The organism is Kitasatospora gansuensis (assembly GCF_014203705.1).
Lineage (GTDB): Bacteria > Actinomycetota > Actinomycetes > Streptomycetales > Streptomycetaceae > Kitasatospora > Kitasatospora gansuensis.
Window position 1 is genome coordinate 2,733,800 of record NZ_JACHJR010000001.1, and the last position, 18,197, is coordinate 2,751,996.

An 18,197-nucleotide genomic window follows, 5' to 3' on the forward strand; every position below is an offset into this window, starting at 1 on the left:
AGGACGACAGGCGGGAGGATCGGTTTCGCTCCGGACCGCTACCGCAGCAGACCCGCGTCCATCCCGGGCGTCTCGGCCGGCAGCGCGGCCAGCCCGAGCTCGGCCGGGGAGGCCAGCAGGTGGTGCGCGGGCAGCACCCGGACGGTGTAGCCGAACGGGCCGGTCCGGCAGAGTTCCAGCGAACCCTCGTACCGGTGCCGGCCGTCCAGGTCGGGGCCGCCGGCCGGCTTGAGGGTGAGGGCCACCGCGTCGGAGATGCCGTCGCTCTCGTCCACCCGGCCGGAGACCACCTGGACGTCGACGTCGCCGGGCTCCAGCGTGCCGAGCGAGACCTGAACCCGCAGGGTCAGGGTCGAGCCCAGCTCCTGCGCCTCGGCCAGGCCCTCGGTCTCCACGTGCTCGACCCGGACGGCCGGCCAGCCGTCCCTGATCCTGGCCTTCCAGCCGGCCAGCGCGCGGGCCCCGAGGTGATCGGACCCGGCCAGCTCGCGCCGGGCCAGCGCCGCGGGGGCGTACAGCCGCTCGACGTACTCCCGGACCATCCGCCCGGCCAGCACCTTGGGCCCGAGGGTGACCAGGGTGTGCCGGACCATCGCGATCCAGGCGTGCGGCAGCCCGTCCGCCGCCCGGTCGTAGAACCGGGCCGCGACCTGGTGCTCGATCAGGTCGTAGAGCGCGGCCGACTCGATGTCGTCCCGCCGCTCGGCCTCCGGGCTCTCCGGGTCGAGGGTGGAGGAGATGCCGTCAGCGGTCGGGATCGCCCAGCCGTTCCGGCCGTCGTACCACTCGTCCCACCAGCCGTCCAGGACGGACAGGTTGAGGCAGCCGTTCAGCGCGGCCTTCATCCCGGAGGTGCCGCAGGCCTCCAGCGGGCGGAGCGGGTTGTTCAGCCAGACGTCGCACCCCGGGTAGAGGTGCTTGGCCATCGCCATGTCGTAGTCCGGCAGGAAGACGATCCGGTGCCGGATCTCCGGGTCGTCGGCGAACCTGACCAGCTGCTGGATCAGCCGCTTGCCGCCGTCGTCCGCCGGGTGCGCCTTGCCCGCCACCACGATCTGCACCGGGCGGGTCGGGTGCAGCAACAGCGAACGCAGCCGGACCGGGTCACGGAGCATCAGGGTGAGCCGCTTGTACGAGGGCACCCGGCGGGCGAAGCCGATGGTCAGCACGTCCGGGTCGAGCACCGTGTCGGCCCAGCCCAGCTCGGCGTCACCCGCGCCGCGCTGGTGCCAGGAGGCGCGCAGCCGCTGCCTGGCCTCGTCCACCAGCTGACTGCGCAGCGCGCGCCGCAGCTCCCAGATCTCGCTGTTGCCGATCCGCTCCAGGCCGGTCCAGCGGCGGGCCTCGCCGGCCGCCATGGCGTCCTCGGCCTGCTCCTGGCCGAGCACCCCGGCCGCCAGCCGGACCACCGCGGGGTCGATCCAGGTCGGCGCGTGCACGCCGTTGGTGATCGAGGTGATCGGCACCTCGGCGGCGTCGAAGCCCGGCCAGAGACCGCTGAACATGCCCCGGCTGACCTCGCCGTGCAGGGTGGAGACGCCGTTCGCCCGCTGGGCCAGCCGCAGGCCCATCGCGGCCATGTTGAACAGCTTGGGGTCACCGCCGGGCCAGCTCTCCACGCCGAGCGCGAGCACCTGGTCCACCGGGACGCCCGGGAGGGCGGCGTCCCCGCTGAAGTGACGGGCCACCAGCTCCCGGTCGAACCGGTCGATGCCGGCCGGCACGGGGGTGTGGGTGGTGAACAGCGTCCCGGCCCGGACCGCCTCCAGCGCGGCGGCGAAGTCCAGGCCCTCGCCGACCAGCTCGCTGATCCGCTCCACGCCGAGGAAGCCGGCGTGGCCCTCGTTGGTGTGGAAGACCTCGGGGGCGGGGTGCCCGGTCAGCCGGCCGTACGTCCGGACCGCCCGGACGCCGCCGATGCCGAGCAGCATCTCCTGCAGCAGCCGGTGCTCGCTGCCGCCGCCGTACAGCCGGTCGGTCACCTCGCGCTCGGCGGCCGTGTTCGGCTCGATGTCGGAGTCGAGCAGCAGCAGCGGGACGCGGCCGACCTGGGCCTTCCAGATCTGCGCGGCCAGCGTGCGGCCGCCCGGCAGCGCGAGGTCGATCCGGCAGGGGGTGCCGTCCGGCTCGCGGAGCAGGGAGACGGCCAGCTCGTCCGGGTCGAGCAGCGGGTAGCGCTCCTGCTGCCAGCCGTCCCGGGAGAGCGACTGCCGGAAGTAGCCGTGCCGGTAGAACAGGCCGACGCCGACCAGTGGCACGCCGAGGTCGCTGGCGGCCTTCAGGTGGTCGCCGGCCAGGATGCCGAGCCCGCCGGAGTACTGCGGCAGCGCGGCGGCGATGCCGTACTCGGGCGAGAAGTACGCGATCGCGGCGGGCAGCGGGCCCGAGCCGTCGCCGGGCGACGGCGCGCTCTGGTACCAGCGCGGGCCCGCGAGGTAGTCGCGCAGGTCGTCGGCGAGGTCGCCCAGCCGGCGTAGGAAGCGCCGGTCGGTCGCGAGCGCGGCCAGCCGGGCGGCCGGCACCTCGCCGAGCAGCCGGACCGGGTCCTCGCCGACCGCCGACCAGACCTCCGGATCGACGGAGCGGAACAGCTCCCTCGTCTCCGGATGCCAGGACCAGCGGAGGTTGAGCGCGAGCTCGTGCAGTGGCTGGAGTTGTTCGGGCAGGACGGTGCGCACGGTGAATCTGCGGATTGCCTTCACGGCGTGCAGCCTAGACCCGGGGATATGGCTGACGACCCGTCAACTCCTGTATTCCCCACCCTTTTGGACCATTGATGAGATCGCAATCGGCGCACTTGGCGACACAGGGGCGCACGGGGGCGCATTCGAAGCGGGGCCCACGCCGACGGGGCATGAACACTCGGGAACGAGAGTGTTTCCGCTGTCCGATTCACCCCTCACTACCGTCCGAAATCGCCCCGTTACCCAGTCGTAGGTCTTGCCGCCGGTGCCAGGATGGACAAAGGTCGGTGGTGCGACGGGGAGTGCGATCCGGGTGGCGCCTCCCCCACCGCCACACGTCCGCAACCCTCTCCGCCGACGATCTCTCAACTTCCTTTAGTCCATTCGGTCTCCGTGTGCCGCTGAGGCGTGCCCTGACCCCGCCCCCGGTCGTTTGCCGGTTCGGGTTGGGTCGCTACGGGAGCGCGCCCGAGTGCTCGCGCGCCGGGACGCACGCGAGCGGGTTGACGGGCGCCGGTCCTTCCTCACCCATGCAGTCCCCCGGCACTCCCCCGACCCCGCACCGGTCGGCGGGAGCCGCCGCCGATCTCGGGCAGGAGTCCAGGCATGCACGGCGACACGCGGGACCAGGCGACCACGGCCACCGGTGGACTTGAGTCATCGTCAGAACCCGAGGCACCTCTGCCCGCTCCCCGGGCGGCCAGGAAGGCGGCCGCCCCGCGGAAGACCGCCGCCGCTCCGCGGAAGACGGTCGCCGCCCGCAAACCCCCCGCGAAGACCGCCGCCCGCAAGACGACAGAGAGCGACACCGTGATCGGCCGCATCCCCGTCCTGGACGTCTCCCCGCTGATCGACGCCGGCCGCCGCCCGGCCAAGGCCGCGGTCGGCGAACGCTTCCGGGTCACCGCCACCGTCTTCCGCGAGGGCCACGAGGCGGTCAACGCCAACCTGGTGCTCCGCGACCCGCGCGGCCGCAGCGGCCCGTGGACCCCGATGCGCGAGCTGGAGCCGGGCACCGACCGCTGGGGGGCGTACGTCACGCCGACCGCGCCCGGCCGCTGGTCGTACCTGGTGGAGGCCTGGGGCGACCCGGTGGCGAGCTGGCGCAAGGTCGCCGCCGTCAAGCTGCCGGCCGGGATCGACACCGCGCTGGTGCTGGAGGAGGGTGCCGGGCTGCTGGAGCGGGCCGCCGCCGGGGTGCCGAAGAAGGAGGGCCGGGCGCACGTGCTGGCCGCCGTGGACGCGCTGCGCGACCCGGGGCTGCCCCCGCTCAGCCGGCTCGCCGCCGCGCTGGCCCCCGAGGTGACCGAGCTGCTGGCCCGCTACCCGCTGCGCGAGCTGGTCAGCTCCTCCCGGCCGCTGCCGCTCCAGGTGGACCGGCAGCGGGCGCTGTTCGGCTCCTGGTACGAGTTCTTCCCACGCTCCGAGGGCGCCGTGATCGACCCGGACGGCAACCTGCCGCCGGTCTCCGGCACCTTCAGGACCGCCGCCGAACGCCTGCCCGCGGTCGCCGCGATGGGCTTCGACGTGCTCTACCTCCCCCCGATCCACCCGATCGGCCGAGCCTTCCGCAAGGGCCCCGACAACTCCCTGACGGCCGGTCAGCACGACGTCGGCTCGCCCTGGGCGATCGGCTCCCCCGAGGGCGGCCACGACGCCGTCCACCCCGATCTGGGCACCATCGAGGACTTCGACCACTTCGTCGCCGAGGCCACCGCCCTGGGCATCGAGGTCGCCCTGGACTTCGCCCTGCAGTGCTCCCCGGACCACCCCTGGGTCAACAAGCACCCCGAGTGGTTCACCCACCGCCCCGACGGCACCATCGCCTACGCCGAGAACCCGCCGAAGAAGTACCAGGACATCTACCCCGTCAACTTCGACCAGGACTTCGACGGCCTGGTCAAGGAGACCCTGCGGGTGCTGCGGTACTGGATGGCGCACGGCGTGCGGATCTTCCGGGTCGACAACCCGCACACCAAGCCGGTGCTGTTCTGGGAGAAGGTGCTCGGCGACATCGCCCGCACCGACCCGGACGTGCTCTTCCTGGCCGAGGCCTTCACCCGTCCGGCGATGATGCACACGCTCGGCAGGATCGGCTTCCACCAGTCCTACACCTACTTCACCTGGCGCGAGACCAAGGCCGAGCTCACCGAGTACCTGACCGAGCTGAGCGGCGACGCCGCCGCCTACATGCGGCCCAACTTCTTCGCCAACACCCCGGACATCCTGCCCGGGCACCTGGCCGGGGCCGGTCCCGCCGCCTTCGCCGTCCGGGCCGTGCTGGCCGCCACGCTGGCCCCGAGCTGGGGCGTCTACGCGGGCTTCGAGCTGGCCGAGAACGAGCCGACCCGGCCGGGCTCCGAGGAGTACGCCCACTCGGAGAAGTACGAGCTGCGGCCCCGCGACTGGACCAGCCCCGACACCCTCGCGCCGCTGATCACGGTGCTCAACCGGCTGCGCCGCCGGCACCCCGCGCTGCAGCAGCTGCGCGACCTCACCTTCCACCCCACCGACAACGACCAAATCCTGGCCTACTCGAAGACCGCCACCACCGAGGACGGTCTCACCGACCACGTCATCACCGTGGTCAACCTCGACCCCCAGCACCCGCAGGAGACCACCGTCACCCTGCCCTGGGACGGTCCGCTACAGGTCCACGACGAGCTCACCGGAGCCTCCTGGACCTGGCACCGCCACAACTATGTCCGGCTCGATCCCACCACCGGGCCGGCCCACCTCCTCACCGTTCGGAGGAACCCTCAGTGACAGTCAACGAGCCCGTGCCCGACACCTTCGCCGAGACCTCGCCGGGAAAGCTCGACCCGGAGTGGTTCAAGCGGGCGGTGTTCTACGAGGTGCTGGTGCGATCGTTCCAGGACAGCAACGGGGACGGGGTGGGAGACCTCAAGGGCCTCACCTCGAAGTTGGACTACCTGCAGTGGCTCGGGGTGGACTGCCTCTGGCTGCCGCCGTTCTTCGCCTCGCCGCTGCGGGACGGCGGGTACGACGTGGCGGACTACAAGTCGGTGCTGCCGGAGTTCGGCGACCTGGCGGACTTCATGGAGTTCACCGACGCCGCGCACAAGCGCGGCATGCGGGTGGTGATCGACTTCGTGATGAACCACACCAGCGACCAGCACCCGTGGTTCCAGGAGTCCCGCCGCGACCCGGACGGGCCGTACGGCGACTTCTACATGTGGGCCGACGACGACAAGCAGTACCCGGACGCCCGGATCATCTTCGTCGACACCGAGACCAGCAACTGGACCTACGACCCGGTCCGCAAGCAGTACTACTGGCACCGGTTCTTCTCCCACCAGCCCGACCTGAACTACGACAACCCCCGGGTCCAGGAAGAGATGATCGCGGGGCTGCGGTTCTGGCTGGACCTGGGCATCGACGGGTTCCGGCTGGACGCGGTGCCGTACCTGTTCGCCCGGGAGGGGACGAACTGCGAGAACCTGCCGGAGACCCACGAGTTCCTCCGCCGGGTCCGCAAGGAGATCGACGCGGACTACCCGGACACCGTGCTGCTGGCCGAGGCCAACCAGTGGCCGGAGGACGTGGTCGACTACTTCGGCGACTTCGCCTCCGGCGGCGACGAATGCCACATGGCGTTCCACTTCCCGGTGATGCCGCGGATCTTCATGGCGGTCCGCCGGGAATCCCGCTACCCGGTCTCCGAGATCCTGGCCAAGACGCCGACCATTCCCGGCAATTGCCAGTGGGGTATTTTCCTCCGCAACCACGACGAGCTGACCCTGGAAATGGTCACCGACGAGGAACGCGACTACATGTACGCGGAGTACGCCAAAGATCCGCGGATGCGGGCCAACGTCGGTATCCGCCGCCGGCTGGCACCGCTGCTGGAGAACGACCGGAACCAGATCGAGCTGTTCACCGCCCTGCTGCTCTCGCTGCCGGGCTCGCCGGTCCTCTACTACGGGGACGAGATCGGCATGGGCGACAACATCTGGCTCGGCGACCGGGACGGCGTCCGGACCCCGATGCAGTGGACGCCCGACCGCAACGCGGGTTTCTCCTCCGCCGACCCGGGCAGGCTCAGTCTGCCGCCCATCATGGACCCGGTGTACGGCTATCAGGTGACCAACGTCGAGGCGCAGCAAAGCAGTTCGAGTTCGCTGCTGCACTGGACGCGTCGCATGATCGAGATTCGCAAGCTCAATCCGGCCTTCGGCCTCGGCAGCTACACCGAACTGCCCTCCAGTAACCCCGCGGTGCTGGCCTTCGTGCGCGAACACGAAGGCGACCTGGTCATGTGCGTGAACAACTTCTCCCGCTTCGCACAGCCGACCGAGTTGGATCTGCGACGGTACGGGGGACGCTATCCGGTGGAGCTGATCGGAGGCGTCCGCTTCCCGTCGATCGGCGAGTGGCCCTACCTGCTGACCCTGGCCGGGCACGGTTTCTACTGGTTCCAGCTGCGCAACCCTCACAAGCAGTGAAGTAACGATCAGTCAGTTCACTTCCCTCGGGGGCGCGAAGAGAATTCACGCGCCCCCGAGCGATCTCTGCACCACCGCGTACGGAGAACAGCCCAACGGCCACCCACACTAAGGCGTGACACCCGAGCCCTGCTCGCGTGCCGTCGCCGTCGCGCCGCCGAAATCCGGAAGACTGACGGGCCCGGCCAGACCCGTCGGGCACTCGGCCCGCTTCCGGGGAAAGGGAGTCATGTCCGAAACCTCCCGTTCTCAAGCCCATCTGCGCCAGGATGCCCCGAGACCTCTCGGGGCACGTGACGCGGGGGCTCGGAGGACCACCGCCGGGGTCAGTGAGCTGGTCCAGGCCGCGCTGCCGTTGATCATCGGCTGGCTGCCGAGCCAGCGCTGGTACGCGGGCAAGGGCCGCGCGATCACCAGGATCACCCCGGTGGTCGGCACCCCGCTCCAGGTCGGCGACCCCGCCCTGCTGCACCTGCTGCTCCAGGTCGAGTACGCGGGCGACGGCGGCTCGTCCCAGCGCGACATCTACCAGCTGCTGCTCGGCATCCGCTCCCAGGAGCCGCCCGGGATCGGCCCCGGAGCCGTGCTCGGGCGGCTCAGCGGCGGCCCGTACGACGGCGCGGCGCTCTACGACGCGGTGCACGACCCGGAGCTGACCGGCCGTCTGCTGGAGCACCTGGCCACCGGCGACCGGTTCGGCGCGCTGTCGTTCCGCCGTACGCCGGGCCCCGGGCTGCCGGGCAACCTGCCGGGCCGGGCCTCCACCGCCGAGCAGTCCAACAGCTCGGTGATCTACGGGACGGCCTTCATCCTCAAGCTGTTCCGCCGGATCAGCCCGGGCACCAACCCCGACCTGGAGCTCACGCTGGCGCTCTCCCGGGCCGGTTCGACCCGGATCCCCCGGGTGGCCGCCTGGTTCGAGAGCCGGATGGAGGGTGCCGAACCGGCCACCCTCGGGCTGCTCCAGCGCTACCTGCCGGACGCGGAGGACGGCTGGGAACTGGCGCTCGACCAGGTCGGACGACTGAAGGGCGACCCGTCCCCGGGCAACTTCGCGATCGAGGCGCACCGGCTCGGCCGGGCCACCGCCGAGGTGCACCGGGTGCTCGCCCGGACCATGCCGGTGGCCCGGCTGGACCGGACCCAGACCCACCAGCTGGCCGCCGCGATGACCGAGCGGCTGGACCAGGCGGTCGCCGCCGTCCCCGGGCTGACCAGGTATCGGTCCGCGCTGCGGGCCGCGTTCCAGGCTCTGACGGCCGATCACCTGGACGGTCTGCCGGTCCAGCGGATCCACGGCGACCTGCACCTCGGGCAGGCCATGCGCACCCCGCACGGCTGGGTGCTGCTGGACTTCGAGGGCGAGCCGGCCAAGCCGCTGGCCGAGCGCAGGCTCCCGCAGCCCGCCCTGCGGGACGTCGCGGCGATGCTGCGCTCCTTCGACTACGCCGCCGCCCACCTGCTGGCCGGTACCCCCTCGGACCCGGAGCTGGCCCATCTGGCGGCCTCCTGGGCGGGGCGGAACCGGACGGCGTACTGCGCGGGTTACGCCGCGGGCGGCGGCATGGAGCCGTCCTCGGCGCCCGAACTGATGCGGGCGCTGGAGATCGACAAGGCGGTCTACGAGGTGGTCTACGAAGCCCGGCACCGGCCGAGCTGGCTCCCCATCCCGCTGGCCGCGATCAACCGCCTGGCCCTGACCGTCTGACCACCCACTCCGCAGGAGGACTCCGCCGTGACCCCGCTCGGCCCGAAGCGCGACCGCAGCACGCCCGTGCCCGCCACCTTCCTGCCCGAGCGGCCGGGCAAGCCCGGCCGGCGGCGCGCCGAAGCGGCCCCGGCGGCCCCCCGGCCCGCCCAACCGGAGCGGGCCGCGGCGAAGCGCCGGGTCCGGGAACCCGAGCCGGTGCCGCACGCCGCGCTCCGGCTGCCGGAGGCGACCCTGCCGCCCAGCGAGATCGACCGGCTGCTGTCCGGCGAGCACCACGACCCGCACGGCCTGCTCGGCGCGCACCTGACCTCCGAGGGGGTCTCGATCCGGGTGCTGCGCCCGTTCGCCGAGCGGGTGGTGGTGCACACCGAGCAGGGTCCGGTGGAGCTGACCCACCTTCGGTCCGGCCTGTTCACCGGCCTGCTGCCCGGTGCCGACGAGATCCCGGCGTACCACCTGCGGGTGAGCTACGCCGGGGTGGAGCACGTCCAGCAGGACGGCTACCGGCTGCCGCCCACCCTCGGCGAGCTGGACCTGCACCTGATCGCCGAGGGCCGGCACGAGCAGCTCTGGCAGGCGCTCGGCTCGCACCTGCGCACCGTCGAGGGCATCCCCGGCACCGCCTTCGCGGTCTGGGCGCCGAACGCCGCCGGGGTCCGGCTGATCGGCGACTTCAACCACTGGGACGGCACCGGCCACCCGATGCGCTCGCTCGGCTCCTCCGGCGTCTGGGAGCTCTTCGTCCCCGGCCTCGGGGCGGGCACCCAGTACAAGTACGAGATCCACACCCGGCAGGGCTGGGTGCTCAAGAAGGCCGACCCGCTGGCCCGGGCCACCCAGTGCCCGCCGGAGACCGCCTCGGTGGTCACCGAGTCGGCGTACGAGTGGGGCGACGCCGACTGGCTGGCCCGCCGGGCCCGTACCGTGCACCACCGGGCGCCGATGTCGGTGTACGAGCTGCACCTCGCCTCCTGGCGCCCCGACCTCACCTCGTACCGCCAGATCGCCGCCGAACTCCCGGCCTATCTCCAGGAGTTGAACTTCACCCACGTGGAGTTCATGCCGGTGATGGAGCACCCGTTCGGTGGCTCCTGGGGCTACCAGGTGTCCGGCTTCTACGCCCCGACCGCCCGGCTCGGCACCCCGGACGACTTCCGCTTCCTGGTCGACACCCTGCACCAACACGGCATCGGGGTGATCGTCGACTGGGTGCCCGCGCACTTCCCCAAGGACGACTTCGCGCTGGCCAGGTTCGACGGCGAGCCGCTGTACGAGCCCGCCGACCCGCTGCGCGCCGAGCACCCGGACTGGGGGACGCTGGAGTTCGACTACGGCCGCACCGAGGTCCGCAACTTCCTGGTGGCCAACGCGGTCTACTGGTGCGAGGAGTTCCACATCGACGGCCTGCGGGTGGACGCGGTCGCCTCGATGCTCTACCTCGACTACTCCCGCGAGGGCGGCGACTGGACCCCGAACCAGTTCGGCGGCCGGGAGAACCTGGACGCCGCCGCCTTCCTGCAGGAGATGAACGCCACCGTCTACCGACGCTGCCCCGGCGTGGTCACCATCGCCGAGGAGTCCACCGCCTGGGCGGGCGTCACCCGGCCGACCGACACCGGCGGTCTCGGCTTCGGCCTGAAGTGGAACATGGGCTGGATGCACGACTCGCTGGTCTACATGTCCAAGGAGCCGGTGCACCGCAAGCACCACCACAACGAGATCACCTTCTCGATGGTCTACGCGTACTCCGAGAACTACGTGCTGCCGATCTCGCACGACGAGGTGGTGCACGGCAAGCAGGCGCTGGTCTCCAAGATGCCCGGCGACTGGTGGCAGCAGCGGGCCAACCACCGGGCCTACCTGGGCTTCATGTGGGCCCACCCGGGCAAGCAACTCCTGTTCATGGGGCAGGAGTTCGCCCAGGGCGCGGAGTGGGACCACGAGCAGGGCCCGCAGTGGTGGGTGCTGGCCGAGGACTGGCCGGCCGCCGCCGACCACCGGGGCGTGCAGCGTCTGGTCGGCGACCTGAACGGCCGATACCTGGCCACCCCGGCGCTCTGGGAGCAGGACACCACCCCGGACGGCTTCCGCTGGCTGGACGGCGGCGCGGCCGAGGACAACGTGCTCTCCTTCGTCCGGTTCGCCGCCGACGGCAGCCCGCTGGTCGCGGTCTCGAACTTCTCCCCCGTGGTCCGGCACTGCTTCCGGGTCGGCCTGCCCGCCCTGGGCACCCCCGACCAGCTCTGGGAGGAGGCGCTGAACACCGACGCCACCGAGTACGGCGGCAGCGGCGTCGCCAACTCCCACCCGGTCAAGGCCGAGGCCACCCCCTGGAACGACCAGCCCCGCAGCGCCCAGCTGGTCCTGCCGCCGCTGGCCACGGTCTGGCTCCGCCCGGCGAACTGAGGCACCGTCCGTTCCCGGCGACCGGCCGTAGGGCCCGGCCGCCGGGGACGTTCGTCCCTTGCCCCCTTCGGCCGGTCGCGCATGCGGACAGCCGTTCCCGGTGCGAATGTATGGTCAATATGACCGCTGACTGAGGGACGACCGAAACGGAGCTTCCACGTGGCGCGCAGCGTGTACGTGACCGGGATCGACCGGGGGGACGGCCGGCAGGCCGTCGAACTCGGGGTCATGGAACTGCTCACCCGTCAGGTGGACCGGGTCGGTGTGTTCCGCCCGCTGGTCCACGCCCACGCCCCCGGCGAGCCGGGCTCGGACCACGTGGTGGAGCTGCTCCGCAACCGCTACCGGCTGGACCTGCCGACCACCGAGCTGTACGGCCTCACCTACGAGGAGGCGGCCGCCCTGCAGGCGGCGCAGGGGCAGGACGAGCTGGTCTCCACCCTGGTCGACCGGTTCCGCGCGCTGGAGCGCCGGTGCCAGGCGGTGCTGGTGCTCGGCACCGACTTCGCCGACACCAACATCCCGGACGAGCTGGCCTTCAACGCCCGGCTGGCGAACGAGTTCGGCGCCTGGGTGCTGCCGGTGGTCGGCGGCCACGACGAGGACCCGCTGGCGGTGATCGCCGAGGTCCGCAACGCCCACCGGGCCTACCGCGACCTGGGCTGCTCGATGCTGGCGATGATCGCCAACCGGGTCGCCCCCGGCGCCAAGCAGCAGATCCAGCGCACCCTGGCCGAGAAGCTGGCCATCCCCGCGTACGTCCTGCCGGAGGAGCCCGCGCTGGCCGCGCCGACGGTGGCCCAGCTGGTCGAGGCGACCGGCGCCGAGCTGCTGCTCGGCGACGCGGCGGGCCTGGCCAGGGACGTCCGGGGGTTCGTGTTCGGCGGCGCGATGCTGCCGACCTTCCTGACCGCGCTGACCGAGGGCGCCCTGGTGGTCACCCCCGGGGACCGGGCCGACCTGGTGATCGGCTCGCTGGCCGCGCACGCCGCCGGGGCCCCGCCGATCGCCGGCGTCCTGCTGACGCTCGGTCAGCACCCGGGCCCGAACGTGATGGCGCTGGCCGCCCGGCTGGCCCCCGGCACCCCGGTGGCCGTCGTCCCGGAGGGCAGCTGGCTGACCGCCGCCGCGCTCACCCATCTGGAGGGCAAGCTCACCCAGGCCAGCCCCCGGAAGGCCGAGATCGCCCTCGGCCTGTTCGAACTGCACGTCGACACCGTCGAGTTGACCAGCCGGATCGAGCTGAGCCGGTCCGACCGGGTCACCCCGATGATGTTCGAGCACGAGCTGCTGGAGCGGGCCAGGGGCGACCGTCGGCACGTGGTGCTGCCGGAGGGGGCCGAGGAGCGGGTGCTGCGCGCGGCCGAGATCCTGCTGCGCCGCAACATCTGCGACCTGACCCTGCTGGGCGAGCCGGACGCGATCCGCCGCAAGGCCGCCGCGCTCGGCATCACCCTGCCCGGCGAGGGTGACGGCGGGACCGACGACCGGGCCAGGGCCCGGCTGGTCGACCCGGCCACCAGCCCGCTGCGCCAGCAGTTCGCCGAGCTGTACGCCAAGCTGCGCGCGCACAAGGGCATGACGGTCGAGCTCGCGCTCGACGTGGTCACCGACGTCTCCTACTTCGGCACCCTGATGGTCCAGGAGGGCATCGCCGACGGCATGGTCTCCGGCGCGGTGCACTCCACCGCCGCGACCATCCGCCCCGCCTTCGAGGTGATCAAGACCGCGCCGGGCGCGGCGATCGTCTCCTCGGTCTTCTTCATGTGCCTGGCCGACAAGGTGCTGGTCTACGGCGACTGCGCGGTCAACCCCGACCCGGACGCCCAGCAGCTGGCCGACATCGCCATCCAGTCGGCCGAGACCGCCGCCCAGTTCGGCGTCGAGCCCCGGGTCGCGATGCTCTCCTATTCCACCGGCACCTCCGGCTCCGGCGCGGACGTGGACAAGGTCCGCAAGGCCACCGAGCTGGTCCGCGAGCTGCGCCCGGACCTGCTGGTGGAGGGGCCGATCCAGTACGACGCGGCGGTCGACGCGCACGTCGCGGCCACCAAGCTGCCCGGCTCCGAGGTGGCGGGCCGGGCCACCGTGCTGATCTTCCCGGACCTCAACACCGGCAACAACACCTACAAGGCGGTGCAGCGCTCGGCCGGTGCGGTGGCCGTCGGCCCGGTGCTGCAGGGCCTGCGCAAGCCCGTCAACGACCTGTCCAGGGGCGCGCTGGTCCAGGACATCGTCAACACCGTCGCGATCACCGCCATCCAGGCCCAGAACGAAGGAGCGGCCTCGTGAGCGACGCCACCCGGGTCCTCGTCCTCAACGCCGGCTCCTCCTCGGTCAAGTACCAGCTGATCGACATGGTGGACGGCGCCCGGCTGGCCGCCGGCCTGGTCGAGCGGATCGGCGAGAGCAATGGCCGGCTCGCGCACACCCCGCCCGGCGGCGACCGCCGGGAGACCGTCCAGGTCTTCCCCGACCACGGCGCCGCGCTCAAGGCGGTGGCCGAGGAGCTGGCCGCCGACGGCCTCGGCCTGGACTCCCCCGAGCTGGCCGCGATCGGCCACCGGGTGGTGCACGGCGGCCTGCGGTTCACCGCGCCGACCCTGGTCACCGACGAGGTGCTGACCGAGATCCGCCGCCTCATCCCGGTCGCCCCGCTGCACAACCCGGCCAACATCACCGGCATCGAGGTGGCCCGCGCACTGCGCCCCGACCTGCCGCAGGTGGCCGTCTTCGACACCGCCTTCCACGCCACCATGCCGGAGTACGCGGCCAGGTACGCGATCGACAAGGCGGTGGCGGACGAGCACCGGGTGCGCCGCTACGGCTTCCACGGCACCTCGCACCAGTACGTCTCGCGGGCCACCGCCCGGTTGCTCGGCAAGGACCCGGCCGAGGTGAACGTGATCGTGCTGCACCTGGGCAACGGCGGCTCGGCCTCGGCGGTCGCGGGCGGGGTCTGCGTGGACACCTCGATGGGCCTCACCCCCCTGGAGGGCCTGGTGATGGGCACTCGTTCGGGTGATGTCGACCCGGGCGTGGTCTTCCATCTGCACCGGGTGGGCGGCCTGACGATCGATGAGATCGACGAGCTGCTGAACCGCCGTAGCGGCCTGCTCGGCCTGTGCGGCGACAACGACATGCGCGAGATCATGCGACGCGCGGACCAGGGCGACGCCGATGCGAAGCTGGCCTTCGACACCTACGTCCACCGGCTGCGCAAGTACCTCGGCGGCTACTACGCGGTGCTCGGCCGGGTGGACGCGATCGCGTTCACCGCGGGTGTCGGCGAGAACGCCGCGCCGGTCCGCGCGGCCGCCTGCGCCGGTCTGGAGGAGCTGGGCATCACGGTGGACCCGGAGCTGAACGCGGTCCGCTCCGGCGAGGCCCGGGTGATCTCCCCCGAGTACGGACGGGTGACCGTCGCGGTGGTACCCACGGACGAGGAGCTGGAGATCGCGCAGCAGTCCTTCGCCCTGGTGCACGGCGCCTGACGACCCGTCAGCATCCCACGCTTCGGGACGGTTCGTCGGCGATCTCTCATCATTCGAGCGGAATGCACCCATAACACGAACGGATAGACTGACCGATATGCGCCGAGCGAAAATTGTCTGCACCCTGGGTCCTGCCACGGACTCCTACGAACAGCTGAAGGCCATCGTCGAGGCGGGCATGAACGTCGCCCGACTGAACATGAGCCACGGCTCCCACGCGGAGCACGAGGAGCGGTACCGCAAGGTCCGCCAGGTGTCCCAGGACACCGGCCGCACCATCGGCATCCTGGCCGACCTCCAGGGCCCGAAGATCCGTCTGGCGACCTTCGCCAACGGCCCGGTGACGGTCGACAACGGTGACGAGTTCACCATCACCACCGAGGACGTGCCCGGGGACCAGCACGTCTGCGGTACCACCTACAAGGGCCTGCCCGGCGACGTGAAGCCCGGCGACCCGATCCTGATCAACGATGGGGTCATCGCCCTGGAGGTCGTCAGCGTCGACGGCCCGCGGGTGAAGACCGTGGTGATCGAGGGCGGCGTGCTCTCGAACAACAAGGGCATCAACCTGCCCGGCGCGGCCGTGAACGTGCCCGCGCTGTCCGAGAAGGACAAGGACGACCTGCGGTTCGCGCTGGAGCTGGGCGTCGACATGGTCGCGCTCTCCTTCGTCCGGAACGCGGGCGACATCCACGACGTGCACAAGGTGATGGACGAGGTCGGCATCCGCGTCCCGGTCATCGCCAAGATCGAGAAGCCGCAGGCCGTCGAGGCGATGGAGGAGATCGTCCTCGCCTTCGACGCGATCATGGTGGCCCGTGGTGACCTCGCGGTGGAGTACCCGCTGGAGAAGGTGCCGCTGGTCCAGAAGCAGCTGATCACGCTGGCCCGCCGGAACGCCAAGCCGGTCATCGTCGCCACCCAGATGATGGAGTCGATGATCCACGCCTCGCGGCCGACCCGCGCCGAGGTCTCGGACGTCGCCAACGCGATCCTGGACGGGGCGGACGCGATCATGCTCTCCGCCGAGTCCAGCGTCGGCAAGTACCCGGTCGAGACGGTCAAGACCATGAGCCGGATCGCCGAGACGGCCGAGGAGGAGCTGCTCTCGCAGGGCCTCCAGCCGCTCAACCCGGGCCGCAAGCCGCGCACCCAGAGCGGCTCGATCGCCCGCGCCGCCTGCGAGCTGGGCGACTTCCTGAACGCCGAGGCGCTGGTGGCCTTCACCAAGTCCGGCGACACCGCTCGCCGGCTGTCCCGCTACCGCTCGCCGATCCCGGTGATCGCGTTCACCCCGGACGCCTCCACCCGCGCCCAGCTCTCGCTGAGCTGGGGCGTCGAGGCGTACGTGACCGAGCAGGTCGAGACCACCGACGCGATGGTGGCCCAGGTCGACCAGGAGCTGCTGGCCCTGCGCCGCCTGAACGAGGGCGACACCGTCATCGTGACGGCCGGCTCCCCGCCCGGCATCCCCGGCAACACCAACATGGTCCAGGTCCACCACCTGGGCACCCGCGCGGCTCTCTGAGCCCCGCCCGCCACAACGCCCGTGGGGCGCCCCGGAGTTCGGGGCGCCCCACGGGCGTTTTTCAGCTGCTTCTAGTACGGCGTGGTGTCGTTGAAGAGGTGCATGCCGGGGATCTTCAGGGTGCCGCCGAACTGGCCGGCCTGGACGGCCTTGGCCTGGGTCAGCGTCAGGTCGAGCGGGATCGGGACGGTGCTGAGCATGTCCCAGAGCCACTTCGGCAGGGTGTTCGGGGTGAGCGTGATCTCGCCCAGGTCGATCGGGATCGGCAGGCCGATCACCTCGGCCAGGTGGCCGGAGAGGCTCTCCACGTACATCGTGACCGGGCCCTGACGCATGGTCGAGGTCGACCCGGGGCGGCTCTTCACGTGAAAGGTCTTGCCGGTGATCTGGATCGTCGACATGTCGAGGTTCTCGATGTCCACGCTCGCTGTGGTGAACTTCAGCACCCGCTTGGTGCCGCTCGGCGTCTTCACGTCGTAGACGCCGTTGAAGACCGAGCCGTGCAGGGCCAGCCGGGTGGAACGGAGCGTCCAGTTCTGCTCCGGCACCACGTGCCCGGGGGCGGCCTGACGGGCCTTCACCGAGCGGGTGTCCACCGCGCAGTTCGGGTCGGCCGAGGGCGAGGCGGCGGCGGCGGCCGAACTGCCCAGCTTGGGCTTGGCCGGGACGCCCGACTTGGTGCCGCCGACCGGCCGCGAGGTCGGGGACGGGACGGCGGTCGGCGTCGCGGCCCGGGGGGCCACCGTGGCGGTCGGGACCGGCGCCGGGGTCGCCGGCGTCGCCGGGGCCGAACTGGGGCTCGGGCTCGGGCTCGGCTTCGACGTCGGGGACGGGCTCGGCTTCGGCGGCAGGAAGACGCCCACGATGTCGTCGATGATGCCGTTCGGGGCGACCTCGCCCTGGGCGGTGCGCGGCTGGGCCGCACCGGACGGGCTCGGCGTGCCCAGCGGCGCGGCGGCGCTCGCGGAGCCGCTCGGCGCGGTGCTCGGCGTGCTCGGCACGCTCGGCGCACTCGGCGCGTCCGTCGGTACCAGCGTCGGCACCGAGGTGGGCAGCCCGGGGCTACCCGGCAGCGGGGTCAGCTCGCTCTTCGGGACCGGGATCTCCTCCAGCACCGTGTCCGGGGCGCTGGCGCAGTTCTTCGGGGTCTCGGCGGAGGCCAGCGTCGGGATCGCGCCCATCAGCAGCGCGGTCGGCACCGCGGCCAGCGCGAACGCCCGGCCGCGCAGCCGGGAGCCGCGCCTCGGTGCGGCGTGCCGCGGGCCCGGCAGCGGGGTCCCGGTCGGCTCGTCTCGGTCGGTCACCGTTGCCCCTCCGGATCGGCGGCCTGCGGCTGGGCGGGCAGCAGCTGGGTGTCGGCGGCCTGCTCCGGCTGCTCACCGGTGAACTCGGCGCCCTCGACGGCCGGTTCCTCCTTCAGCGGGGCCCACGAGACCAGCAGACCGCCGGCCACCAGGCCGAGCAGGAAGCCGAGCAGGAAGCCGCCGAAGTTGGAGACCGGGATGGAAATCAGGCTGAGGATGGTGGTGGCCACCCCGCAGAACACCCGGACCACCGGCTGGAACCACGCGGTCAGCCCGAGCGCGATCAGCAGCACGCCGATCACCAGCGAGCCCGCGCCGGCCGTGGTCGACATGGCCATCGTGAGCTGACCGAGCTTCAGGTGGAAGTACGGGAAGTACAGGATCGGCCCGCCCGCCAGGATGGCCAGCAGCCCGCCCCAGAACGGTCGGGTGTGCCGCCAGGTACGGAACCTCTCCCAGGGGGTCGCCTGGCTCTCCTGCTGGGGCCACGGGGGGACGGTAGCGCTGGACACGAGGCAGCTCCTCGGTGGTACTCGCAGGCGGGAAAGTCGGAGAGGGTACGGCCGGGACGGGGCGGTGGCCCCGCCCCGGCCGTGACGAGCGG

10 protein-coding genes are annotated in these 18,197 nt (G+C 71.9%); 7 read left to right on the top strand and 3 right to left on the bottom strand.

Annotation, left to right across the window (positions count from 1 at the left end; translation table 11 throughout):
- Positions 1 to 38: 38 nt before the first annotated feature.
- On the bottom strand, positions 39 to 2,702 hold the full coding sequence (gene glgP, locus F4556_RS12020; protein ID WP_184914161.1) for an alpha-glucan family phosphorylase: 2,664 nt from the start codon (positions 2,700 to 2,702) through the stop codon (positions 39 to 41).
- Between the two features lie 792 nt (positions 2,703 to 3,494).
- On the opposite strand from glgP, the gene F4556_RS12025 reads away from it, so the two are divergent.
- The 7 genes from F4556_RS12025 to pyk all read left to right on the top strand — a co-directional run bounded on the left by F4556_RS12025 (position 3,495) and on the right by pyk (position 16,289).
- Complete coding sequence (locus tag F4556_RS12025) at positions 3,495 to 5,450, top strand: alpha-1,4-glucan--maltose-1-phosphate maltosyltransferase (protein ID WP_184924529.1); 1,956 nt, start codon at positions 3,495 to 3,497, stop codon at positions 5,448 to 5,450.
- The gene (gene treS / locus F4556_RS12030; protein ID WP_184914163.1) at positions 5,447 to 7,150 is read left to right on the top strand and encodes a maltose alpha-D-glucosyltransferase; all 1,704 of its coding nucleotides are present in this window, start codon (positions 5,447 to 5,449) and stop codon (positions 7,148 to 7,150) included. The genes F4556_RS12025 and treS overlap by 4 nt, the downstream gene beginning before the upstream one ends.
- Before the next feature lie 229 nt (positions 7,151 to 7,379).
- A complete protein-coding gene (locus F4556_RS12035; RefSeq protein ID WP_184914164.1) occupies positions 7,380 to 8,858 on the top strand; it encodes a maltokinase N-terminal cap-like domain-containing protein in 1,479 nt (492 codons plus the stop codon).
- Positions 8,859 to 8,885: 27 nt separating this feature from the next.
- Positions 8,886 to 11,267 (top strand): 1,4-alpha-glucan branching protein GlgB, encoded by a 2,382-nt coding sequence (glgB, locus tag F4556_RS12040; RefSeq protein ID WP_376775684.1) that lies wholly within the window; start codon positions 8,886 to 8,888, stop codon positions 11,265 to 11,267.
- Between the two features lie 159 nt (positions 11,268 to 11,426).
- A complete protein-coding gene (gene pta / locus F4556_RS12045) occupies positions 11,427 to 13,559 on the top strand; it encodes a phosphate acetyltransferase (RefSeq protein ID WP_184914166.1) in 2,133 nt (710 codons plus the stop codon).
- A complete protein-coding gene (locus F4556_RS12050) occupies positions 13,556 to 14,761 on the top strand; it encodes an acetate kinase (protein WP_184914168.1) in 1,206 nt (401 codons plus the stop codon). The genes pta and F4556_RS12050 overlap by 4 nt, the downstream gene beginning before the upstream one ends.
- 97 nt (positions 14,762 to 14,858) lie before the next feature.
- Complete coding sequence (gene pyk / locus F4556_RS12055; RefSeq protein WP_184914169.1) at positions 14,859 to 16,289, top strand: pyruvate kinase; 1,431 nt, start codon at positions 14,859 to 14,861, stop codon at positions 16,287 to 16,289.
- 71 nt (positions 16,290 to 16,360) lie between these two features.
- On the opposite strand, the gene F4556_RS12060 is transcribed toward pyk, so the two are convergent.
- The gene (locus tag F4556_RS12060) at positions 16,361 to 17,593 is read right to left on the bottom strand and encodes a hypothetical protein (protein WP_184914182.1); all 1,233 of its coding nucleotides are present in this window, start codon (positions 17,591 to 17,593) and stop codon (positions 16,361 to 16,363) included.
- Positions 17,590 to 18,105 (bottom strand): DUF6114 domain-containing protein, encoded by a 516-nt coding sequence (locus tag F4556_RS12065; protein WP_184914183.1) that lies wholly within the window; start codon positions 18,103 to 18,105, stop codon positions 17,590 to 17,592. The genes F4556_RS12060 and F4556_RS12065 overlap by 4 nt, the downstream gene beginning before the upstream one ends.
- Positions 18,106 to 18,197: the final 92 nt, after the last annotated feature.

Excerpts from the sequence above, each read along its gene's own strand:
- F4556_RS12035 (WP_184914164.1), top strand. The coding sequence starts at position 7,380 with ATGTCCGAAACCTCCCGTTCTCAAGCCCATCTGCGCCAGGATGCCCCG.
- pyk (WP_184914169.1), top strand. The coding sequence starts at position 14,859 with ATGCGCCGAGCGAAAATTGTCTGCACCCTGGGTCCTGCCACGGACTCC.